The sequence below is a fragment of the Pseudomonas sp. AMR01 genome (assembly GCF_041946035.1).
GTDB classification, from domain to species: domain Bacteria; phylum Pseudomonadota; class Gammaproteobacteria; order Pseudomonadales; family Pseudomonadaceae; genus Aquipseudomonas; species Aquipseudomonas antarctica_B.
Window position 1 is genome coordinate 19,833 of sequence record NZ_JAUTYR010000043.1, and the last position, 21,693, is coordinate 41,525.

20 protein-coding genes and 1 pseudogene are annotated in these 21,693 nt (G+C 59.8%); 7 read left to right on the forward strand and 14 right to left on the reverse strand.

What is annotated here, in order from left to right; translation table 11 throughout:
- Positions 1 to 248: 248 nt before the first annotated feature.
- The 3 genes from adeC to Q7C20_RS23755 are packed head-to-tail and all read right to left on the reverse strand — an operon-like array spanning position 249 to position 6,013.
- The gene (adeC, locus tag Q7C20_RS23745) at positions 249 to 1,706 is read right to left on the reverse strand and encodes an AdeC/AdeK/OprM family multidrug efflux complex outer membrane factor (RefSeq protein WP_375070701.1); all 1,458 of its coding nucleotides are present in this window, start codon (positions 1,704 to 1,706) and stop codon (positions 249 to 251) included.
- Positions 1,703 to 4,864 (reverse strand): efflux RND transporter permease subunit, encoded by a 3,162-nt coding sequence (locus Q7C20_RS23750; protein WP_375070702.1) that lies wholly within the window; start codon positions 4,862 to 4,864, stop codon positions 1,703 to 1,705. Before Q7C20_RS23750 ends, adeC begins: the two co-directional genes overlap by 4 nt.
- Positions 4,865 to 4,867: 3 nt before the next feature.
- On the reverse strand, positions 4,868 to 6,013 hold the full coding sequence (locus tag Q7C20_RS23755; RefSeq protein ID WP_375070704.1) for an efflux RND transporter periplasmic adaptor subunit: 1,146 nt from the start codon (positions 6,011 to 6,013) through the stop codon (positions 4,868 to 4,870).
- 265 nt (positions 6,014 to 6,278) lie between these two features.
- Here Q7C20_RS23755 and Q7C20_RS23760 point away from each other — a divergent pair, with 265 nt between their 5' ends.
- Complete coding sequence (locus Q7C20_RS23760) at positions 6,279 to 6,911, forward strand: TetR family transcriptional regulator (protein ID WP_348059863.1); 633 nt, start codon at positions 6,279 to 6,281, stop codon at positions 6,909 to 6,911.
- A gap of 295 nt (positions 6,912 to 7,206) precedes the next feature.
- On the opposite strand, the gene Q7C20_RS23765 is transcribed toward Q7C20_RS23760, so the two are convergent.
- From Q7C20_RS23765 to Q7C20_RS23775, 3 genes are read right to left on the reverse strand one after another with little or no spacing between them, the layout of a single operon-like run.
- Positions 7,207 to 8,262, reverse strand: a complete 1,056-nt coding sequence (locus tag Q7C20_RS23765; protein WP_375070706.1) for an alkene reductase — start codon at positions 8,260 to 8,262, stop codon at positions 7,207 to 7,209.
- A gap of 31 nt (positions 8,263 to 8,293) precedes the next feature.
- Complete coding sequence (locus tag Q7C20_RS23770; protein ID WP_375070708.1) at positions 8,294 to 9,460, reverse strand: MFS transporter; 1,167 nt, start codon at positions 9,458 to 9,460, stop codon at positions 8,294 to 8,296.
- Positions 9,461 to 9,473: 13 nt separating this feature from the next.
- Entirely contained in the window at positions 9,474 to 9,800 is a 327-nt protein-coding gene (locus tag Q7C20_RS23775; protein WP_375070709.1) for an ArsR/SmtB family transcription factor, read from the reverse strand.
- A gap of 154 nt (positions 9,801 to 9,954) precedes the next feature.
- On the opposite strand from Q7C20_RS23775, the gene Q7C20_RS23780 reads away from it, so the two are divergent.
- A complete protein-coding gene (locus Q7C20_RS23780) occupies positions 9,955 to 10,539 on the forward strand; it encodes an ACP phosphodiesterase (RefSeq protein ID WP_375070711.1) in 585 nt (194 codons plus the stop codon).
- A gap of 111 nt (positions 10,540 to 10,650) precedes the next feature.
- On the opposite strand, the gene Q7C20_RS23785 is transcribed toward Q7C20_RS23780, so the two are convergent.
- Both Q7C20_RS23785 and olsB read right to left on the reverse strand, forming a co-directional pair.
- Positions 10,651 to 11,442: a lysophospholipid acyltransferase family protein gene (locus Q7C20_RS23785; protein WP_348059873.1), complete on the reverse strand. Its 792-nt coding sequence runs from the start codon at positions 11,440 to 11,442 to the stop codon at positions 10,651 to 10,653.
- Positions 11,442 to 12,197 (reverse strand): L-ornithine N(alpha)-acyltransferase, encoded by a 756-nt coding sequence (olsB, locus tag Q7C20_RS23790; protein WP_375070713.1) that lies wholly within the window; start codon positions 12,195 to 12,197, stop codon positions 11,442 to 11,444. Before olsB ends, Q7C20_RS23785 begins: the two co-directional genes overlap by 1 nt.
- Before the next feature lie 228 nt (positions 12,198 to 12,425).
- Here olsB and Q7C20_RS23795 point away from each other — a divergent pair.
- Positions 12,426 to 12,503 (forward strand): annotated as a pseudogene (locus Q7C20_RS23795) (methionine ABC transporter substrate-binding protein); the annotation flags it as partial.
- A 117-nt stretch (positions 12,504 to 12,620) separates the two neighbouring features.
- Here the strand turns inward: Q7C20_RS23795 and soxR are convergent.
- The gene (soxR, locus tag Q7C20_RS23800; RefSeq protein WP_375070715.1) at positions 12,621 to 13,070 is read right to left on the reverse strand and encodes a redox-sensitive transcriptional activator SoxR; all 450 of its coding nucleotides are present in this window, start codon (positions 13,068 to 13,070) and stop codon (positions 12,621 to 12,623) included.
- A gap of 99 nt (positions 13,071 to 13,169) precedes the next feature.
- On the opposite strand from soxR, the gene Q7C20_RS23805 reads away from it, so the two are divergent.
- Positions 13,170 to 13,535, forward strand: coding sequence for an antibiotic biosynthesis monooxygenase (locus tag Q7C20_RS23805; protein ID WP_375070717.1), 366 nt, complete (start codon positions 13,170 to 13,172; stop codon positions 13,533 to 13,535).
- Here Q7C20_RS23805 and Q7C20_RS23810 read toward each other — a convergent pair.
- The 3 genes from Q7C20_RS23810 to ssuD form a co-directional block, all read right to left on the reverse strand.
- Positions 13,524 to 14,627, reverse strand: coding sequence for a sigma-54 interaction domain-containing protein (locus tag Q7C20_RS23810; protein ID WP_375070719.1), 1,104 nt, complete (start codon positions 14,625 to 14,627; stop codon positions 13,524 to 13,526). The two genes, Q7C20_RS23805 and Q7C20_RS23810, sit on opposite strands and share 12 nt — an antisense overlap.
- An 11-nt stretch (positions 14,628 to 14,638) precedes the next feature.
- Positions 14,639 to 14,842: a hypothetical protein gene (locus Q7C20_RS23815; RefSeq protein WP_375070721.1), complete on the reverse strand. Its 204-nt coding sequence runs from the start codon at positions 14,840 to 14,842 to the stop codon at positions 14,639 to 14,641.
- Between the two features lie 148 nt (positions 14,843 to 14,990).
- Positions 14,991 to 16,130: an FMNH2-dependent alkanesulfonate monooxygenase gene (gene ssuD, locus Q7C20_RS23820; protein WP_375070723.1), complete on the reverse strand. Its 1,140-nt coding sequence runs from the start codon at positions 16,128 to 16,130 to the stop codon at positions 14,991 to 14,993.
- Between the two features lie 345 nt (positions 16,131 to 16,475).
- Here ssuD and Q7C20_RS23825 point away from each other — a divergent pair, with 345 nt between their 5' ends.
- The 3 genes from Q7C20_RS23825 (at position 16,476) to Q7C20_RS23835 (ending at position 19,998) form a co-directional block, all read left to right on the forward strand.
- Entirely contained in the window at positions 16,476 to 16,745 is a 270-nt protein-coding gene (locus Q7C20_RS23825) for a hypothetical protein (RefSeq protein WP_375070725.1), read from the forward strand.
- Between the two features lie 234 nt (positions 16,746 to 16,979).
- The gene (locus Q7C20_RS23830; protein ID WP_375070727.1) at positions 16,980 to 18,140 is read left to right on the forward strand and encodes a cysteine desulfurase family protein; all 1,161 of its coding nucleotides are present in this window, start codon (positions 16,980 to 16,982) and stop codon (positions 18,138 to 18,140) included.
- Between the two features lie 49 nt (positions 18,141 to 18,189).
- Positions 18,190 to 19,998, forward strand: a complete 1,809-nt coding sequence (locus Q7C20_RS23835) for an aminopeptidase P family protein (RefSeq protein WP_375070729.1) — start codon at positions 18,190 to 18,192, stop codon at positions 19,996 to 19,998.
- Positions 19,999 to 20,127: 129 nt separating this feature from the next.
- On the opposite strand, the gene Q7C20_RS23840 is transcribed toward Q7C20_RS23835, so the two are convergent.
- Together Q7C20_RS23840 and rhtA are read right to left on the reverse strand one after the other, a co-directional pair.
- Positions 20,128 to 20,409 carry a hypothetical protein gene (locus Q7C20_RS23840; RefSeq protein WP_348059893.1) on the reverse strand — a complete coding sequence of 94 codons (282 nt, stop codon included), beginning with the start codon at positions 20,407 to 20,409 and terminating at the stop codon, positions 20,128 to 20,130.
- A 166-nt stretch (positions 20,410 to 20,575) separates the two neighbouring features.
- Entirely contained in the window at positions 20,576 to 21,463 is an 888-nt protein-coding gene (gene rhtA, locus Q7C20_RS23845; RefSeq protein WP_375070730.1) for a threonine/homoserine exporter RhtA, read from the reverse strand.
- Positions 21,464 to 21,693: the final 230 nt, after the last annotated feature.

Consider the following 21,693-nt stretch of genomic DNA (forward strand, 5'->3'; position numbering starts at 1 on the left):
TAAAAAGGAAGAATGCGGTGATTCAGACAATCTCCGGCCGCTGGTTTGGGGCCGCTTCGCAGCCCAACGCGGGGCAAGCCCGCTCGCCACAGGGATAGTGTTCGCCCTGTCAGATAGATTTCCAAAGACCTTGAAAGAGGTGGCTGTAAGAGCGGAACCAATTTCAGCCGTTACCCAAATAACGGATATGTACACCCACAAAAAAACCGCTTCCTGTGAGGGAAGCGGTCTTGTCTACAACGCTGCTATCAGAACAACTTCAGCGGCGGTGCTTCTTCTTTCACCGGCTCGTTCTTCGCGGTCTGCTCATTCCAGCCACCACCAAGGGCCTTGTACAAATTGACCTCACTATTAAGCTGCGCCAAACGATCAGTAATCAACGATTGCTGAGCACTGAACAACTGACGCTGCGCATCAAGGAACGTCAGGTTACTGTCCACACCAATCCGGTACCGACGCTCAGCCAAGCGGTAGTAATCCTGGTTGGCCGCAACAAACCCACGTTGGGCGTCCAGCTGCTGCTTGTAAGTCTCACGGGCGGCGAGACCGTCGGACACTTCCTGGAAGCCAGTCTGAATAGCCTTCTCGTAGTTGGCCACGTTGATATCTTTCTGAATCTTCGAATAGTCCAGGCTAGCGCGCAGGCTACCGGCATTGAAGATCGGGATATTGATCTGCGGGGCAAACGACCAGGTACCCGAGCCACCCTTGAACAGCCCACCCAACGTCGGGCTGGCAGTACCGGCACTCGCCGTCAGGCTGATACTCGGGAAGAACGCCGCACGAGCCGCGCCGATATTGGCGTTGGCTGCCTTGAGGTTGTACTCGGCCTGCACAATATCGGGACGACGTTGCAGCAGGTCGGACGGCAACCCGGCCGGCACTTCGCTGAGCAGGTCATCCGACAGCGGCTTGCTGGTGATATTCGCCGGCAAACCAGTGCCCAGCAGCAGCGTCAGGCTGTTTTCGTCCTGAGCCACCTGACGCGTGTAGCGCGCCAGTTGAACGCGGGCGTTTTCCACCGAGGTGCGTGCCTGGCTGAGGTCGAGGGCCGAAGCCACGCCGACTTCATTGCTGCGCGAGGTCAGTTTGAAGCTCTGCTCGAACGCGCCGAGGGTGTCCTGGGTCAGCTTGAGCAATTCCTTGTCGGCCTGCCAGGTCAGGTAGGCGTTAGCCACGCTGGCCACCAGGCTGATCTGGGTGGTGCGCCGCGCTTCTTCAGTGGCGAAGTACTTTTGCAGTGCTTCTTCACTCAGGCTGCGCACGCGACCGAACAGGTCCAGCTCATACGAACTGATACCCAGGCCGGCCGAGTATTGGCTGGTAATGCCAGCTTCGCCGGTCTGCGACAGCTTGGCCGGGGTGCGTGAACGGGTGCCGCTGCCGGTGGCCGAGATGGCCGGGAACAGGTCGGCACGCTGGATCTGGTACTGCGCCGCGAAAGCGTCGATATTCAGTGCCGCAACGCGCAGGTCACGGTTGTTCACCAGCGCGGTCTGGATCAGCTGTTGCAGGGCGGGGTCATGGAAAAACTGCTTCCAGCCCTGCTCGGCAGCGGCCTGGCCCGGCGCCTGGGCCGACGAATACGCCGGCCCCTGCGGGTATTGCGCGGCCACTGGCGCTTCGGGACGCTGATAGTCAGGTATCAGCGAGCAGCCACTGAGCACGAATGCCGTGACGGCTAGGGAAAGTAGCGACTTGCTCATTGGCCAGCCTCTTTAGGAGTTTCAGTAGTGTCAGTCTTTTTACGGTCGCCGATGGCGGACACCGTTGCGAAGAACAACGGCACCCAGAAGATCGCCAACACGGTGGCCGTGATCATACCGCCAATCACGCCGGTACCGATTGCATGCTGGCTGCCTGAGCCTGCACCCGAGGAGATCGCCAGCGGCAATACGCCGAGGATGAACGCCATGGAGGTCATGATGATCGGCCGCAGACGCATGCGGGACGCCTCGATGGCCGCCTCGACGACGCCTTTGCCTTGTTCGTGAAGTTCTTTGGCGAACTCCACGATCAAGATGGCGTTTTTCGCCGCCAGACCCACCGTCACCAATAGGCCCACCTGGAAGAACACGTCGTTGGACAACCCGCGCATGCTGGTCGCAATCAACGCACCCACCACGCCCAGCGGCACTACCAACACCACTGCGATCGGGATCGACCAGCTTTCGTACAGGGCTGCCAGGCACAGGAACACGACCAGCAACGACAGCGCGTACAGCGCAGGCGCCTGTGAACCGGACAAGCGTTCTTCATACGACAGGCCTGTCCAGGCATAGCCAATACCGGCCGGCAGTTGCTTGACGAGGCGCTCGACTTCGGTCATTGCATCACCGGTGCTGTAGCCCGGTGCCGGTGTGCCAAGGATTTCCATCGCCGCCACACCGTTATAACGCGAGAGCTTCGGCGAACCGTAGATCCACTTGCCCGAAGCGATGGCCGACAACGGCACCATCTTCCCGGAGTCGCTGCGCACGTACCATTTGTTCAGGTCTTCGGGCGACATGCGGCTGGCGGCGTCACCTTGCACGTAGACTTTCTTCACGCGACCACGGTCGATGAAGTCGTTGACGTAGCTGCCACCCAGTGCAATCGCCAGGGTCTGATTGATGTTCGACAGCGTGATGCCCTGGGCGCTGGCCTTCTCGTCGTCGACGGTGAGCTCGTATTGCGGCTCATCGTTCACGCCGTTAGGGCGCACACCCGCGAGGATCTTGCTCTGTGCGGCCATGCCCAGGAACTGGTTACGTGCAGCCATCAACTTCTCATGGCCGACGCCGCCCTGGTCTTGCAGGAACACGTCGAAACCGGTGGCGTTACCCAATTCCAGTACGGACGGCGGCACGATGGCAAACACCATGGCGTCCTGGAAGGTCTGCATGAAGTAGCCTTGGGCACGCTTGGCAATTTCAAATACCGAGGTGGACGCGTCGCGCTCATCCCACGGCTTGAGCATCACAAATGCCAGGCCGGAACTCTGGCCACGGCCAGCGAAGTTGAAGCCGTTCACGGTAAACACCGATTTCACGCCTTTGCCTTCGCCTGGCTCGCCTTCCTTGTCGTTGAGCAGGAAGATGCGCATGTCGTCGATGACTTTTTGCGTGCGTTCAGCCGTCGAGCCGACCGGCGTCTGTACCTGGGCAAAAATCACGCCCTGGTCTTCGTCGGGCAGAAACGCAGCCGGGATGCGCATGAACAGCCAGATCATGCCGGCGAAGATCAGCAGGTAGACCAGGAACGCCGGGATCTTGTGCTTGATCATGTTGCCCACACCGCGCTCGTAGCTCAGTACGCCACGGTCGAAGGTGCGGTTGAACCAGCCGAAGAAACCACGCTTGGGTTGGCCGTGCTTTTCCGGGTCGATTGGCTTGAGCATGGTGGCGCACAAGGCCGGGGTGAAGATCAGGGCAACCAGTACCGACAACGCCATGGCCGAAACGATGGTGATGGAGAACTGTTTGTAGATCACACCGGTGGAGCCACCGAAGAACGCCATCGGCAACAGTACCGCCGACAGCACCAGGGCAATACCTACCAGGGCGCCCTGGATCTGGCCCATGGACTTGACCGTCGCTTCCTTGGGCGACAAGTGTTCCTCAGCCATCACCCGCTCGACGTTTTCCACCACCACGATCGCATCGTCCACCAACAGGCCGATGGCCAGGATCATGCCGAACATGGTCAGGGTGTTGATGGTGAAACCGAACGCCGCGAGGATCCCGAAGGTCCCCAGCAACACGACCGGTACGGTCATGGTGGTGATGATGGTGGCGCGGAAGTTCTGCAGGAACAGGAACATCACCAGGAACACCAGCACGATCGCTTCGACCAGGGTGTGAACCACACCGGAGATCGATTCGGTCACCACCGGAGTGGTGTCATACGGGACCACCGCCTTCATGCCTGGCGGGAAGAACGGTTCCAGAGACGCAACCGTGGCGCGGATGGCCTTGGCGGTGTCCAGCGCGTTGGCGCCCGACGCCAGCTTGATCGCCATACCGGAAGCCGGGTTGCCGTTGAACTGTGCGCTGATGCTGTAGGTCTGGCCGCCCAGCTCGATACGCGCGACGTCTTTGAGGCGAACCTGCGAACCGTCGGTGTTGACCTTCATCAGAATGTTGCCGAACTGCTCTGCGGTCTGCAGGCGAGTCTTGCCGATGATGGTTGCGTTCAACTGGGTGCCGGGCAGGGCAGGCAAACCGCCCAATTGGCCGGTGGCCACCTGCACGTTCTGTGCGGAGATCGCCGAACTCACGTCCACTGGCGTCAGCTGGAAATTGTTCAGCTTGGCCGGGTCGAGCCAGATACGCATGGCGTACTGCGAACCGAATACCTGGAAGTCACCGACACCTGGCGTCCGCGAAATCGGGTCCTGGATGTTGGACACGATGTAGTTGGACAAGTCGTCCTTGGTCATGCTGCCGTCTTCCGACACCAGACCGATGACCATCAGGAAGTTCTTCACCGACTTGGTGACGCGGATACCTTGCTGCTGCACTTCCTGCGGGAGCAATGGGGTCGCCAGGTTCAGCTTGTTCTGCACCTGAACCTGGGCGATGTCCGGGTTGGTACCCTGGTTGAACGTCACGGTGATGGTCATGCTGCCGTCGGAGTTACTGTCCGAGGAAACATAACGCAGGTTGTCGATACCGTTGAGCTGTTGCTCGATCACCTGCACCACGGTGTCCTGCACGGTTTGTGCGGACGCGCCTGGGTAGGTCACCTGGATGTCGATGGCGGTTGGCGCGATGGCCGGGTATTGGTTGATGGGCAACTTCAGGATCGACAGTGCCCCGACCAGCATGATCACCAGGGCGATAACCCAGGCGAAAATGGGACGGTCGATAAAAAATTTCGACATGGATTACTCCCCTTTGCCAGCAGCGGCAGCTGGAGCAGGAGCACCGGCAGGCTTGGCGTTGTCGGCCTCCTTGACCTTGACCTGGGCGCCCGGCTTGACGTACTGCAAGCCTTCGGTGATCACACGGTCACCGGCGTTCAAGCCTTTTTCCACCAGCCAATAGGCGCCGTACGTACGGTTGGCCACCAGTTCACGCTGCTCGACCTTGTTGTCGGCGTTGACGACCAGCGCGGTTGGCGTGCCCTTGAGGTCGCGGGTTACGCCTTGCTGTGGTGCAAGGATCGCCTTGCTGTTCACACCGGCTTGCAACTGGGCGTGTACAAACATGCCTGGCAGCAGGGTGTGGTCAGGGTTGGGGAACACGGCGCGCAGGGTCACGGAACCGGTGGTCTGGTCGACCGACACTTCGGAGAATTCCAGCGTGCCGTCCTTGCCGTAGTCGCTGCCGTCTTCCAGGGTCAGTTTGACCTTGGCCGCGTTGGCACCGGCTTTTTCCAGCTGGCCGCTTTCCAGGTCGCGGCGCAGTTTCAGCATTTCTGCCGAAGACTGTGTGACGTCGACGTAGATCGGGTCCAGTTGCTGGATCACGGCCATGGCATCGGTCTGGCCATTGCTGACCAGTGCGCCTTCGGTAAAGGCGGAGCGGCCAATACGCCCGGAAATCGGCGCGTACACCTTGGTGTAGCGCACGTTGATCTGGGCGGTTTGAACATCGGCTTCGGCGGTCATGCGATTGGCGACGGCGGTGTCGTATTCCTGACGGCTGACGGCTTGCTCATCGACCAACTGCTTGTAGCGGTCGGTGATTGACTTGGTCTGGGTCAGGGTGGCCTGGGCGCTTTTCAGCGTGGCCTCGTACACCGACGGGTCGATCTGGTAGAGCTGCTGCCCTTCCTTCACGTCGGCGCCTTCCTTGAACAGGCGCTTGAGAATGATGCCGTTGACCTGAGGGCGAACTTCCGCGATGCGATAGGCGGTGGTGCGGCCTGGCAGCTCGGTCGTCAGGGTAAAGGCTTGCGGTTGAATGGTGACCACGCCGACCTGAGGGGTTTGAGCGGGCGGAGCCGCTTCTTCCTTTTTACATCCGCTGAGCAGCGATGCCAGGGCGACGGCAGTGACCAGAGCGGTAACAGCTGGCTTAAGTTGCATGAAGATCCTCGGGTCAGGCGCGCAGAATGCGCACAAGAAGTGTGGAAGGGTAAAAAACAAGCCATGAGTAGATAAGTAGCTTGCTACGCAATATACTTACGTTCATGGTTGTTTGTAAACTCTTGACAGGCTTCGGGAAGTATTGACAACGCAGCCCTCGAAGCCTCGATTTTAGTACGTTCGGTGCCCTTGACGGTGCCGTCCCACAATTATTCAGATGATGCTCAAGCACCATCCACAGTGTCCTGATTGAGGTTTTACTGCCATGGTTCGTCGCACCAAAGAGGAAGCTCAGGAAACGCGCAGCCAGATTCTCGATGCCGCCGAGCAGGCGTTCTATGACCGCGGCGTTGCGCGGACCACGCTGGCAGACATTGCCGCGCTGGCCGGCGTGACGCGGGGTGCCATTTATTGGCATTTCAGCAACAAGTCCGACCTGTTGCAGGCACTGCTCGACACGCTGCACGAGCCGTTGGACGAGTTGGCCCGGGCGAGTGAAAGCGAGGATGAAGTCGACCCGCTGGGCTGTATGCGCAAGCTGTTGATTCATCTATTTCACCAAGTCGCCCTGGACCCGAAAACCCGGCGCATCAATGAGATTTTGTTCCATAAGTGCGAATTCACCGATGAAATGTGTGACATGCGCCGTCAGCGCCAGACTCACAGCCTGGAGTGTAATTTGCGGATCGGCCTGACATTGCGTAACGCAGTCCATCGCGGGCAGCTTCCGGAAAATCTCGACACGACCCGATCAGCGGTGTGTATGCATGCCTATATCAACGGGCTGATTGGCCAGTGGCTGCTGGTGCCCGACAGTTTCCAACTGCACCAGGAAGCCGAGCGTTGGGTGGATGCAGGGCTGGACATGCTGCGCCTGAGCCCCAGCCTGCGCAATTGAGACAAAATGCGTAATTGAGTCTACTTGTGTCAACAGTAAACACCAGAGACGGTCAATCGTCCCTTCGCCTGAATCGTGGGTGACTTTATATACGGGCTGGCGGGCGGTTGATAGGTAGGCGCCTAAGTATTTTGTAGCAATATTGTTGCAACACTGTGAAGGCGTGTTTCTTGGCTCACGCTGATTCACCTGTGGGAGCGGGCAAGTCCGCTCCCACACTGGCTCTGCCGCGTTTTCAAGCCGATGTAAAAAAGCCCCGGTTATCTCCAACCGGGGCTTTTTGTTTTTCAGGCGATTACAGCGCCATCGTCGGATAGTCGATGTAGCCGACCGGGCCCTTGGCGTAGAAGGTTTCCGGGTGCGCTTCGTTCAGCGGCGCATCTGCCTTCAAGCGAGCTGGCAGGTCCGGGTTGGCAATAAACGGCACGCCGAAGGCCACCGCGTCAGCTTTGCCCGCCGCCAGCCAGGCGTTGGCGCTGTCTTTGGTGAAGCGTTCGTTGGCGATGTACGGGCCGCCGAAGGCTTTTTTCAGTTGCGGGCCGAGGCTGTCGGCGCCTTCCTTTTCGCGCGAGCAAATGAAGGCGATGCCACGTTTGCCCAGTTCGGTGGCGACGTAGGTGAAGGTTTCCGCCAAATTGTCGTCGCCCATGTCGTGGGAGTCAGCGCGCGGTGCCAGGTGCACACCCACACGGCCTGCGCCCCAGACGTCGATAGCGGCGTCGGTCACTTCCAGCAGCAGGCGCGCGCGGTTTTCCAGGGAGCCGCCATAGTTGTCGGTGCGCTGGTTGGTGCTGCTTTGCAGGAACTGGTCAAGCAGGTAACCGTTGGCGCCGTGGATTTCCACGCCGTCAAAGCCTGCGGCCTTGGCGTTTTCAGCGCCGGTGCGGTAAGCGTCGACGATGTCGGCGATTTCATCCGTTTCCAGGGCGCGCGGGGTCGGGTAGTCGGCCATTGGGCGAACCAGGCTGACGTGGCCTTCAGGCTGGATGGCGCTGGGCGCCACCGGTGTTTCGCCGTTCAGGTAGGACTCATGGGAGATGCGGCCCACGTGCCACAGTTGCAGGAAGATCTTGCCGCCCGCGCCATGAATAGCCTTGGTGACATTGGCCCAGCCGCGCACCTGGTCGTTGGACCAGATGCCCGGGGTGTCCGGGTAGCCTACGCCCATCGGCGTCACGGAAGTGGCTTCGCTGAGGATCAGCCCGGCGCAAGCGCGTTGCACGTAGTACTCGGCCATCAGCGCGTTGGGCACGCGACCGTCGTCGGCACGGCAGCGGGTCAGCGGCGCCATGATGATGCGGTTGGACAGTTCCAGGTCGCCCAGTTTGATTGGATCGAAAATAGTCGTCATGGGATAACACCCTTCTCTTTAAGTGGATTGATCAGTGGGTCGCAGGGGCCAGGTCGGCATCGCCGCTCTGACGGAAAGTAATCAGGGTCACCAGCAGGGCAAGGATCGCCAGGGCTGCGGCAGCCAGCGGCACGCTGGTCAGGCCGAAGCCGTGGGCAATCACGCTGCCGCCGACCCAGGCGCCGAGGGCGTTGCCGATGTTGAAGGCGCCGATGTTCAGGGTGGACACCAGGTTCGGCGCCGCCTTGCCGAAGGTCACCACGTTGATTTGCAGCGCAGGCACGGCGGCGAACGACGCGGTGGCCCACAGGAACAGGGTGATTTCAGTCGGGATCAGCGCGACGCTGGTCCAGGTCAATACGGTGGACACCACCGCCATGCTGATGAATACACCGATCAGGGTGGCGGCCAGGCGTTTGTCGGCCAGCTTGCCGCCGATGATGTTGCCCACGGTCAGGCCCAGGCCGATCAGCAGCAGGGTCCAGGTCACGCCTTTGGGCGAAACACCGGTGACATCACCCAGCAGCGGCGCCACGTAGGTAAAGAGGGTGAACATGGACGCGGCGAACAGCGCGGTCATGGTCAGCGACAACCAGATGCCGGCGCCCTTGAGGGCTTTCAGTTCGGCGCGCATGTCGAGTTTTTCTTCGTCACGCTTGGTCGGCAGGAAGCGGATCAGGCCGATCAGCGCAACCACACCTATCACCGTCACGGCCCAGAAGGTGGAACGCCAGCCGGCGGCCTGACCGAGTGCGGTACCCAGTGGCACACCGAGCACGTTGGCCAGGGTCAAACCGGTGAACATCAACGCCACGGCCGATGCGCGCTTGTTGGCGGGTACCAGGTTGGCGGCCACCACTGAGCCGATCCCGAAGAAGGCGCCGTGGCACAGTGCGGTGACCACGCGGGCGAACATCAGCACGTTGTAGTCAGTGGCCAGGGCGCAGAGCAGGTTGCCGACTATAAAGATACCCATCAACGCTACCAGCGCGGCCTTGCGGGGCAGCTTGGCGGTGGCCAGTGCCATAAAGGGCGCGCCGATGGCCACGCCCAAGGCGTAGCCGGTGACCAGCCAGCCGGCGCCGGGGATCGACACGCCGAGGTCCGCCGCCACATCGGGTAGCAAGCCCATGATGACGAACTCGGTGGTGCCGATGGCGAAGGCGCTCAGGGCCAGTATGAGTAGCGAGAGGGGCATTTTCGTTTCCTTGTTACAGCGGTTCGCTGAGTTCAGCGCTGAGTTCGGTGGTGAGCGCGGCGAGGAAGGCCTGGATGGTGTCCTCGTTGCGTTTGAAAAAGTGCCACTGCCCGGCTTTCTGGCTGCTGATCAACCCCGCACGTTGCAACGTGGCCAGGTGCGCTGACACGGTCGACTGGGACAAGCCGCAGCGCTGGTCGATCTGCCCGGCACAGATGCCGTATTCGTGGTTGTGCAGTTGTTCGGGAAATTGCACTTTCGGGTCTTTCAGCCAGGTGAGGATGTCTCGTCGTACTGGGTGCGCCAGGGCTTTTATTATTTCGTCGAGGTCAATGGACATGGCAGGTGCTCGGTTTCAAGAAACGTTATATCGCGATGAAGCGAACCTTAAATCGTTGTATCCCGATATACCAATATGATTTTGGTCTTAATTCAGGCCGAATCGGTATATCGGGTTATAACGATACGTTGACGGCAGTGATAGACTGCGCGCCATGAATTATCTCGCACATCTGCACCTGGGCGGCCAACTACCTGCGCAACTGCTGGGCAGCCTTTATGGTGACTTCGTCAAAGGCCGCCTGCAGGGCCAGTTCAGTCCGCAAATCGAGTCGGCGATTCAGTTGCATCGCGCCATCGACAGCTTCACCGACAGCCATCCGCTGGTGGGGGAGGCGTTGTCGCGCTTTAGCCTGACCCGCAAGCGCTACGCGGGGATCGTCCTTGATGTGTTTTTCGATCACTGCCTGGCGCGGGACTGGGCGTTGTATGCCGAGCAGCCTTTGGAACGTTTTACTGCGCAGGTGTACCGCGTGCTGGCCGATGAGCCGCAGTTGCCCGGGCGACTGGCGCAGATTGCGCCGTACATGGCGGCTGATGATTGGTTGGGGTCTTACCGCGAGTTTGCGGTGATGGATCAGGTGTTACGCGGGATTTCCCGGCGGCTGACGCAGCCCCAGGAGTTGGGGTATGCGATGCAGGAGTTGCGTGAGCTGTATGAGCCGCTGAGTGAAGACTTCCGGGTGTTCTATCCCGAGTTGCAGAAATTTGCACAGGCCCATCTCACAACACAGGTTTAAATGTGGGAGCTGGCTTGCCTGCGATTGCAGTCTGCCAGTTGATACATGTGTTGCTGACCCACCGCTATCGCAGGCAAGCCAGCTCCCACATTGAACTGTGTTCACTTGATTTCAGGCGGCGAACGCAGGTCTGGCATCCACTTGTTCTGTTTCCGGCAACGGCCCATACAACACCTTCTGAACCGCCTGCTGCGCCTGATACGCCAGCGCCGCGCGCTCTTGCCCCGCGCAGGCAATCGGTTTGAGCACATGGATTTCCACATCGCCCTGATCATTGCCAAACAAGCGCATCAAGTGCGACAGCAAATCATCATCGCCAATGAACGGCGCCAGCGGATCCACTTGCCCGTCGCGCAGGTAACGAATCGCCACCGGTTGCAGCGGCACCTGCGCGTCAATCGCACTGGCCAGCAAACGCCCGTGAAACGTACGCAGGCTGCGACCGTCGGTGGTGGTGCCTTCCGGGAACATCAGCATCGGGTGCCTTTGCTCCAGATGACGGGTCATCTGTTTGCGGATCAACTGGCTGTCGCCCGAACCCCGGCGGATAAACAGGCTACCCGCCTTGGCCGCCAACCAGCCAGCCACCGGCCAGGTGCGCACTTCGGCCTTGGACAGAAACGACATCGGCGCCACCGCACCCAGCAGAGGAATGTCGGTCCAGGACACGTGATTGCTCACCCACAGCATCGGCTGCGTCGGCAATTCGCCGTGTACCGTTACGCGAAACGGCAGGGCATTGGTCAGCCGCGCCATGAAAAACCGCGACCAGCGCTGGCGGCGCACCATCGAGTTGGCCACGCCCATGCGTTCAAACAATCCAAACACAGTAGCCATGCTCAACCCAAGCGCCACCACCAACAGCACGCGGGCAATGCGCCCGTACACCCGAAGACGGCTCATCACATGGCCGCCTTAAAGTGGCGCGCGTAACGCGGGCATAACTGATCGCGCTTGAGCAGGATGAACACGTCGGCCACCTGGAATTCTTCATCCCAGCACGGCTCGCCACAGATCTTTGCGCCCAGGCGCATATAAGCCTTGAGCAGGGGCGGCATTTCGGCGATCACGTTGGACGGCAGATCCAGCGCCGGCAGTGGTTTTTTCGGTTCGGCGCGCAAGTGTTCGTTGCACAGGTAGCGTTCGCGCAGACGCTGCATGATCGCGTGGGCCTGGATGCCGCCGTCATGCATCGGAATACTCGCGCAGCCCATCAGGTAGCTGTAGCCACCCTGGTTAAGCACTTCGGCCAACTCGCCCCACAACACCGCGATAGTGCCGCCGTTGCGGTAGGCCGGGTCGACGCAGGTGCGGCCGATTTCCAGGATCGGGCCCTGCAAGTGGAGCAAGCCATGCAGGCTGAATTCTTCTTCGCTGTAGAACTTGCCCAGAGTGCTGGCGGCCTGATGGTCGAGCAAGCGGGTGGTGGCTACCAATCGACCGCTGTTCAAATCCCGCACGCCGATATGGCTGCAGTGAACATCATAGTCATCCATGTCCAGGCCCAGTTCCGCGCCTTTCAGCTTGGCGTTGAATTCGCCGCTGAACACGTTGAACCGCAGGGCCTGTGCTTCCTGCAAGGCTTTCGCGCCGATCAGGCGTTCGGCTTGCAGGCGGCGGTCATTGCCGGTGTCGCTGATGCGGGCGATCTGAGTCATGGCGAGTCTCCGAGTGCCGGCCACGTATCGGGCGGGCGACTTTGTTGTGCAAAGTCAGGCTATGGAGGCCCGGTGTCATCTCCATGAAGTTACGGTGACGGTTGGATGACAGGGGTTTGGCGCAGGAGTGAATACCCGTTGCTCCGATCACTTTTATGCGCAGACGAGCTTTCGACATGCCAGTACGGGCGCTGTGAAACGGGCATTGGATTTGGATGCTCGGCATTCGCCAAGGCGCTGAATTCCAAAGAAGTACGCCGTTTCATTCTGACCCGGTACAAAGGCCAGGTCGCCACAGGCTTCTAAGGTTAACGAGGATCAAAAGTGGGAGTTGGCTTGCCTGCGATAGCGTCACCTCAGTGTTGTAGAGACACCGCGTTGCCCGCATCCCAAACAAGCCAGCACTTCGGCAGTATCGCCAGATCAGGAGTGTGTGGTGGGCTCCAGAAGCTGCGCCCCTGGCCCATGCTCGCCGAGCCGGTCGCCGCTGTTGCGCAACGGGCAAGCCTCCAGCGACAAACACCCACAGCCAATACAGCCACTCAGCTTGTCCCGCAGCAGCACCAGCTTGTTGATGCGGTCATCCAGATCCTCTCGCCACAGCGCCGACAAACGCTCCCAGTCCGACTTCGTCGGTGTGCGGCCGTGCGGCAATGTCTGCAAGGCCTCGCCAATGGTCGCCAGTGGAATCCCCAAGCGCTGGGCGATTTTGATCACCACCACCCGACGCAACACATCCCTTGGGTAGCGCCGTTGGTTGCCGGCACTGCGGTTGCTGTTGATCAAGCCTTTGGATTCGTAAAAATGCAGCGCCGTGACCGCGACGCCACTGCGTGCGGCCAACTGGCCGACGGTAAGTTCTTTATTGAGCATGAACACTCCAAAACACTGCTTGACCTTGACTTAACTAGAGGTTTTACCCTGCGTGGCATTGAATCGCAAGATTTTGCCTACAGAGAAAGGGGAGTGTTCATGCAGGTATTAGAGAAGAATCGCAGTTTCACTCAATTGATCGAGTTTCAGATCGAGCCCCGGCAGCAAGATGCCTTGGTGGCGGCCTTGTCCACTCAAAGCGAGCGCCTGGCTCAAGGCCATCGCGGTTTTTTGAGTGCCAGCGTGCAGGTCAGCGATGACGGACGGCGGGTGCTCAATTACCTGCAGTGGCAATCGCGGGAAGAGGGCGAAGCGGCGTTCCAGAGCTTTGAGAAGGGCGAGGAAGATTTCTGGACACTGATCCGCGCGCACCGGGCCACGGCGGTGACCTTCGGTTCGTTTCAGGTGCTGCGCAGTTTTGAGCGCAGCCATGACAACGCGTTGCACTGCCGCCTAAATGGATAGGTGCAGCATGCGTTCGCCTTGTACGTTTTCCCCGGGACGACGTTTGTTCACCGCCAGCTCGCCAATCTTGATCAGGCGTGTGCGTGTGACGTTGCGGCTCAGGCCCAACAGGTTGGCGGTGTGCACCTGGTTGTAATGACTGAAGCGGTAGGCAGCGCGCAATAACGCGTCCTCGACCTTCTCATGCAGAGCGCCGGCCTGTTCCTCGAATAACTTCTGAAAGGCGCGCTCCAGCAGGGCTTCGGCGCTGTTGTCGATGCCGTGCTGGCTGTCGTCCGCGCGCTCGATGCGCAGGTTCGAGAGGCGCAAATCATCACGTTCGATCACACCGTTACGGCAGATCAGCAGGGTGTGGTGAATCACGTTTTCCAGCTCGCGGATATTGCCCGGCCAACTGTAGCTCTTGAGCTTGTGCTCGGCCTCGCGGCTGATGGTAATCGGGCCGTAACCCAGGCGTTGGCTATAGGCTTGGATGAAGTGCCGGGTCAGCGGCAGGATATCGCCCGGGCGATCGCGCAGCGGGCTGAGCTCCAGGCTGACCACGTCGAGACGGTAATAGAGATCTTCACGGAAATGCCCGGCGTTGATGGCTTTTTCCAGCTGCACATTGGTCGCCGCGAGTACCCGCACATCAATCGCAATGCTCTTGCGCGACCCCAGGCGCACCACTTCGCGCTCCTGCAGGACGCGCAGCAGTTTGACCTGGATGGCCATCGGCAAATCGCCGATTTCGTCGAGGAACAAAGTGCCGCCGTCGGCTTCTTCGAACCAGCCCGGCTTGGCGCTGAGGGCGCCGGTAAACGCGCCTTTTTCGTGGCCGAACAACTCGGCCTCCACCAGCGATTCAGAGAACGCGCCGCAGTTCACCGCCACGAACGGCCGGTTGCGCCGCGCGCTGAGGTTGTGGATATGCCGCGCCACCAGCTCTTTACCGGTACCTGTTTCGCCGATGATCAGCACGCTGGCTTCGCTGGGCGCCACTTGCTGGATATGGTCGAGCAATGCCTGGGATTTAGGGTCTTCGAAGACCTGGGCCGTGGCGCGGATCGACGTCGCGAGGGCGGGCGAGGGCGGTAGGGTCAAAAGCTGCATGGGCACCTCTCTCAGGAGTAGAACGTCGGAATGGGCAGGGATTGGTTCAACGCCCAGCCGTCGGTCTGGCGCTGGCCGATATTGTTCCAGTCGTTGTGCAAGGTGATGCCGCTGTGCCCGCTGGAACTGTCGACCTCGGTGAGGGCAAATTCCGCGGCCAGCAGTTTGGCGGTCTGCAAGGGCAAGGGCATCACGCTGTGGGGTTTGGCTGTCACACGGGGCTCCTCAGTGTCTTTTTGGCAATGAAGCCCAAATGTGGGAGCGGGCTTGCTCGCGAATGCGGTGTTTCAGTTGATACAGCTGTGACTGATCTACCGGCTTCGCGAGCAAGCCCGCTCCCACATAAAGCAGACCTCATCGTTCTCACGGCTTGGCTGGCAGCACATCATTGGCAATCATTTCGCCAAACGGGCCCGTGAGGTTGGTCACACCATGCCCTGCGAGGCTCGCATAGGGTTCCGGCAGCAGCGGGAACACCAGCTCGGCAAAGCGATACGCCTCTTCCAGATGCGGGTAGCCGGAGAAAATGAAGCTTTCGATGCCAAGGTCGGCGTATTCCTTGATGCGCTCGGCCACTTGTTGCGGGTTGCCCACCAACGCGGTTCCTGCACCGCCGCGCACCAGGCCGACGCCGGCCCACAGGTTGGGGGCGATTTGCAGGTTGTCGCGGCGCCCGCCATGCAGGGCGGCCATGCGGCGCTGCCCTTCGGAGTCAAAACGCGAGAAGGATTTTTGCGCCGCGGCGATGGTTTCATCACTGATGTGCTCGATCAGTTTGTCGGCGGCTTTCCAGGCCTCTTCTTCGGTTTCGCGCACGATCACATGCAGGCGAATGCCGAACTTGACCGTGCGGCCATGGCGTGCGGCGCGTTCACGCACGTCCGCGAGTTTCTCCGCGACGGCGGCGGGCGGCTCGCCCCAGGTCAGGTACACATCGACTTGCTCAGCGGCGAGGTCGTGGGCAGCGTCCGAGGAACCTCCGAAATACAGCGGCGGATAAGGTTTCTGCACCGGTGGATAAAGCGCCTTGGCGTTTTGCACGCGCAGGTGTTTGCCTTCGAAATCTACGGATTCGCCCTGCAACACGCGGCGCCAAATCTGCAGGAATTCGTCGGACACTTCGTAGCGTTCGCTGTGATCGAGGAAACTGCCATCGCCACGGTTTTCATCGGGGTCGCCACCGGTCACCACGTTGATCAGCAAACGGCCGTTGGACAGACGGTCCAGTGTGGCTGCCATGCGCGCGGAAACTGTCGGCGAAATGATGCCCGGACGAATCGCTACCAGGTAACGCAAGCGCTCGGTCAATGGCACCAGCGCCGAGGCAATTACCCAGGAGTCTTCGCACGAGCGCCCGGTCGGAATCAACACGCCGTAGTAACCAAGGCTGTCAGCCGCCTGCGCAACTTGCTTCAGATAATTGAGGGTGACCGGGCGTGCACCTTGGGTGGTGCCCAGGTAATGGCCGTCGCCGTGGGTGGGTAGAAACCAGAAAACATTCATGACAAATCCTTATACGGTCTTCAGCAGAGAAGGGGCATGCGCGGCAAACAAAGGCGCCGCGCGCTCACTGCTGATAAATGAAGCTGTTGCGCGCCCGGTGTTTTGTTGAGTGGCTGTTGCGCTGCCAACAGTAGCGATTCGCCGTGGGGTCATTTATAGAGGGTAAGATTTATTCCGTAAATGAACGTATTTCCATATTTATAGATCATAAATGAATATGAATGCCGGCCTATCGAAGGTGTCTGAACGGTTGATAGCGACTATCACGGGGGGTGATTTCTCACTTTGAAAGGGCGGGAGTAGCCTGTGTTCATTGACTTGAAACCTCCTTCGCAGGGCATCGCCATGAACCGTTTTCTCGCTGTTTCGTTGTTAGTTGTCAGCTCCGTCCTTGCCGGATGTGCCACACACCCCTCGCCGGAGTCGCGTCCTTACACCGCAGAAGAAACCAGGCAACTCGCCCTGGAGGCGTTGAGCCGTCGCGGGCTGTCGTTTGATGAGTATCAACAGCAGCGTGCCGCGCTGACCGGGCAGCCACAGAAGCCCTTCGGTTTCGATCACCACGGCGAAATGAACGCCGAACGCAGCGTGGTCTTGCATGGTCGTCCCAGTTGAGCCGGCGCTCAGTGGCAAAAAGCCCGAGGTTTCCCACAAGGAATCTCGGGCTTTTTGTTTGCCATGGCGTCACTTCAGCCTGTTAAGCTGAATTTCAGGAGCGTTCCTACGCACATTTACATAAAGTGGTTCTTCTTTAATGGCCTTCGATTGGTTAAATCTGACAACCTCTGCCCCGGTCGACGCCCCCTGAGACGCAGTTCTCGGGAATACGCTCTGCGAGTCTCTAACGTCATGAATAAACGTCCGTTGTATTTCGACTACGCCGCCACCACGCCGGTGGATGAGCGGGTCATCCAGGTGATGGTCGAGTGCCTGGGCTTCAATGCCAATTTCGGTAACCCGGCGTCCAGTTCCCATGCGTTCGGCCAAGCGGCCCGGCAAACGGTTGAACAGGCGCGCCGTCAGGTGGCTGAACTGGTCGGTGCGAGCCCCGAGCAACTCGTCTGGACCTCAGGTGCCACAGAATCCAACAACCTCGCTATCAAAGGCGTTGCCCAGGCGCGCGGCGTGGCGGGCGGCCATATCATCACCAGCCAGATCGAACACAAGGCCACGCTTGATACCGCGCGGCAGTTGCAGGAAGCCGGTGTGGCGGTGACCTATCTGGTGCCGGATGCCGACGGTTTGATCAGCGCCGAGGCGGTCAGTGAAGCCTTGCGTGAAGACACCTTTCTGGTGTCGCTGATGCTGGTGAATAACGAACTGGGCACCCTCAACGATATCCCCGCCATCGGCGCACGGGTGCGTGAGCATGGCGCGTTGTTGCATGTGGACGCCGCGCAAGGCGCGGGCAAGGTCGCGATCAACCTGGCTGAATGGCCGGTGGATCTGATGTCGTTTTCTGCGCACAAGCTGTATGGCCCCAAAGGTATCGGCGCGTTGTACGTTGGCCCACGGGCACAACAGAAAGTGTTGGCGCAGATTCATGGCGGTGGCCATGAGGGCGGCTTGCGTTCCGGCACCCTGGCAACGCATCAAATTGCGGGCATGGGCACGGCGTTCGCCTTGGCGGCAGAATCTTTCGCCGAAGAAAAGGCCAGGATTGTGGCCTTGCGTCAGCGTCTGCTGGATCAACTGGAGTCGGTTGCGGGCGTGCGCCTCAATGGCAGCAAGACCCAGCGGATTCCCCATACCCTCAGCCTCACGTTTGGCGAGGGCGAATTCAATTCGGTTGCGTTGAGCGCGGGTATCGCATTTTCGGCGACCTCTGCCTGTAATTCGGCCAGTAATGCACCGTCCCACGTCCTTCTGGCGTTGGGCCATGATGCCCGCAGCGCCGGTCGCACCATCCGTTTGAGCCTGGGTCGGTTCACCACCGAGCAGGATATCGACGAAGCCGTGAGACTCATCAAAACGGCTTCTGCCAGCGCACCAGCGTTCTGGGCCGTCTGATTTTTTATTTGCGTTACATAACAATTATTAGCCGTTAGCAGGAGACATGATGAGTACGCAGCCTTTGACCCATGGAACGGTTCCCCAGCGCCTGGCGCAGACCCGTGAACTGATGAGCCGCGAGGGCATTCACGCCCTGTTGGTGCCGTCGGCCGACCCGCATTTGTCCGAATACTTGCCGGGCTATTGGCAGGGCCGGCAATGGTTGTCGGGGTTTCATGGGTCGGTGGGTACGCTGATTGTCACCGCAGATTTCGCCGGTGTGTGGGCTGACAGCCGTTACTGGGAGCAAGCGACCAAGGAACTCAAAGGCAGCGGCATCGAGCTGGTGAAATTGCAGCCTGGCCAACCCGGCCCGCTGGAATGGCTGGCCGAGCAAACGCCGCAAGGCGGTGTGGTGGCGGTGGACGGTGCGGTGATGGCCGTGGCTTCAGCGCGCACCCTGGGCGGCAAGCTCGAAGAGCGCGGCGCGCGCTTGCGTACCGATATCGACCTGCTCAATGAAGTTTGGCAAGACCGGCCGACCTTGCCGAACCAACCGATCTATCAACACTTGCCGCCACAGGCGACCGTGAGTCGTGGCGAAAAACTCGCTGCCTTGCGCGCCAGCCTGAAAGACAAGGGCGCCGACTGGCACTTCATCGCCACCCTGGATGACATCGCCTGGTTGTTCAACCTGCGCGGCGGTGACGTGTCGTTCAACCCGGTGTTCGTGTCCTTTGCCTTGATCAATCAACAACAGGCCACCTTGTTTGTGGCGCTGAGCAAAGTCGATGCTGAGCTACGTGCCGTGCTTGAAAGTGACGGCGTGACCTTGCGCGATTACAGCGAAGTAGCGGGCGCATTGCGTGACGTGCCGTCGGGCGCGAATTTGCATATCGATCCGGCGCGCGTCACGGCGGGCCTGCTGGAAAACCTCGACGCCGGCGTCAAGCTGATCGAAGGGCTGAACCCGACCACACTGGCCAAATCGCGCAAAAGCCTGGCGGACGCCGAGCATATCCGCCGAGCCATGGAGCAGGATGGTGCGGCCTTGTGCGAATTCTTTGCCTGGCTGGACAGTGCTTTGGGCCGCGAGCGCATCACTGAACTGACTATCGATGAGCACCTGACTGCTGCGCGTACCCGTCGTCCGGATTATGTGTCGCTGAGTTTCAATACCATCGCGGCGTTCAACGCCAATGGTGCGATGCCGCATTACCACGCCACCGAAGAAGAGCACGCGCTGATTGAAGGCGATGGCTTGTTGCTGATCGACTCCGGTGGCCAGTACTTGGGCGGCACCACGGACATCACCCGGATGGTGCCAATCGGTACGCCGAGCGAAGAGCAGAAGCGCGACTGCACGCGCGTGCTTAAGGGTGTGATTGCCTTGTCCCGTGCGCACTTCCCGAAAGGTATTCTGTCGCCGCTGCTGGATTCGATTGCGCGTGCGCCGATCTGGGCTGAAGGCGTGGACTACGGTCACGGCACTGGTCACGGCGTAGGCTATTTTCTGAACGTGCACGAAGGTCCGCAGGTGATTGCCTACCAGGCTGCTGCCGCGCCGCAGACCGCGATGCAGCCAGGCATGATTACGTCTATTGAACCGGGTACTTATCGTCCGGGCCGTTGGGGGGTTCGTATCGAGAACCTGGTGCTGAACCGTGAAGCGGGCAAAACCGAGTTTGGCGAGTTCCTCAAGTTTGAAACCCTGACCTTGTGCCCCATCGACACGCGCTGCCTGGAGCCGTCGCTGCTGACGGTTGACGAGCGTGAGTGGTTCAACGCCTACCACGCCGAGGTGCGTGAACGTCTGAGCCCGTTGCTCAGTGGCGCTGCATTAGCGTGGTTGCAAGTGCGAACGGCGGCTATTTAATCGACTGCAGTTCTGCGTCTTGGGAGCTCCATTGGCTCGGTTGTCGAGCGGGGGGCTGGACGCAGGGGTGCGAAGGCATAGGCGCAAGTCTGGAATTTAATGAGCAGTCGCGGGTGACTGCTCGGGACGTCACTTACAGATGACGATCATGCTGCGGCTGGTGTAGCCGGCAGGGTTGAGGCCGAAAGGGTAATCCCCAGGCTCTTCGGAGTTGTCACCGGATTTTGCGATAACCCGGTAGCCCTTGGCGCCGCAGGAATTGACTGCGCTGGTGTAGCACTCGTCCCAGGAGGAGGACAGGCCAGAGCAGTTGATGTGCAGCCCTTTTTTACCGCGTTTCACTTCTGTCTTGGTGGTCGCAGCACAGCCAGCAATGGCCACGATCATTAACAGTATCAAAATTCGTTTCATTCCTATCCTTAATAGCCGCTTCGCAAAAACGCCCGAAGCCGGCTTTACTCGCTCTCGATTGTAGCGTTCATGCTGTCCTTGTCGACACGCTCCATGAATGACATTCGTGCACGGCCTAAACATGGCCTAAATGAACCGCAAATACCAGAGCTACCTTTAAAGAGGGTTAATCAGCGGGTACCAATGGTTTTGATTCGTTGCGCATGGTCAGCGTCGCACCTACCGACGCCAGAATGATGCAGGTGATGGCCAGCCATTGTGCGAGGGACAAGTGTTCCTGCAGGAAGAACAAGCCGGACAGGGCGCCGAATGCAGGTTCGATACTCATCAGCGTGCCAAAGGTGCGGGCAGGTAGACGAGTGAGGGCGATCATCTCCAGGGTGTAGGGCAAGGCCGTGGACAGTACGGCAACGCCAATCGCGATGGGAACGAGCGCGGGCGTGAGTAGCGCCGCTCCCGCGTGGACGATACCGATAGGGGCAACGAACAGAGCGGCGATCATTACGCCGAGGGCTGCGGTTTGCACGCCGTTGTCGTTGCCAGCCTTTTGGCCGAACAGGATGTAAAGCGCCCAGCATATTCCTGCGCCCAACGCGTAGGCGGCACCGGTCAAGTCGATGCCGCTGCTGGCCTCTCCCATCGGAATCAACAAGAGCAGGCCTGTGATCGCGAGCGCGATCCACAGGAAGTCCACCGCTCGGCGCGAGGCGTAGAGGGCGACGGCGAGTGGGCCTGTAAATTCCAGCGCTACCGCAATGCCCAGGGGGACGGTGCGCAACGACATATAGAAGAGGAAGTTCATGCCACCCAGCGCCATCCCATAGATGAGCACGGTGCGCAGGGATTTGGCCGTCAGCGTGGCACGCCAGGGGCGCAATATAAGCAGCATGATCACGCTGGCAAAGATCAGGCGCAGGGTTGTCGTGCCTTGAGCGCCGACGATGGGGAACATGCTTTTGGCCAGTGATGCCCCGGTTTGGATGGACGCCATGGCGATCAGCAGCAGGCCGACAGGGAATAATGCCGAAGCCAGGCTGCGGGAGGTGGTGGTCATTGGGGGGGGGGCGTCCGAAGTCATGGTAGAGAAGCAGAGGCCGCTATGATGCTTAACTGTTAGCCTTTGGGCAATATATTGCTCATTTGTCTAGGCGCTACTCTCTATATAGGAAGGAATTGCGGCATTTCAGTCTGATGGATAGAAAATTCAAATTAAGGGTTGACGGCAGATTCTGGAAGTCTATAATTCGCCCCACTTCCGGCGCAGTCGAAACGGAAAACTCCTTG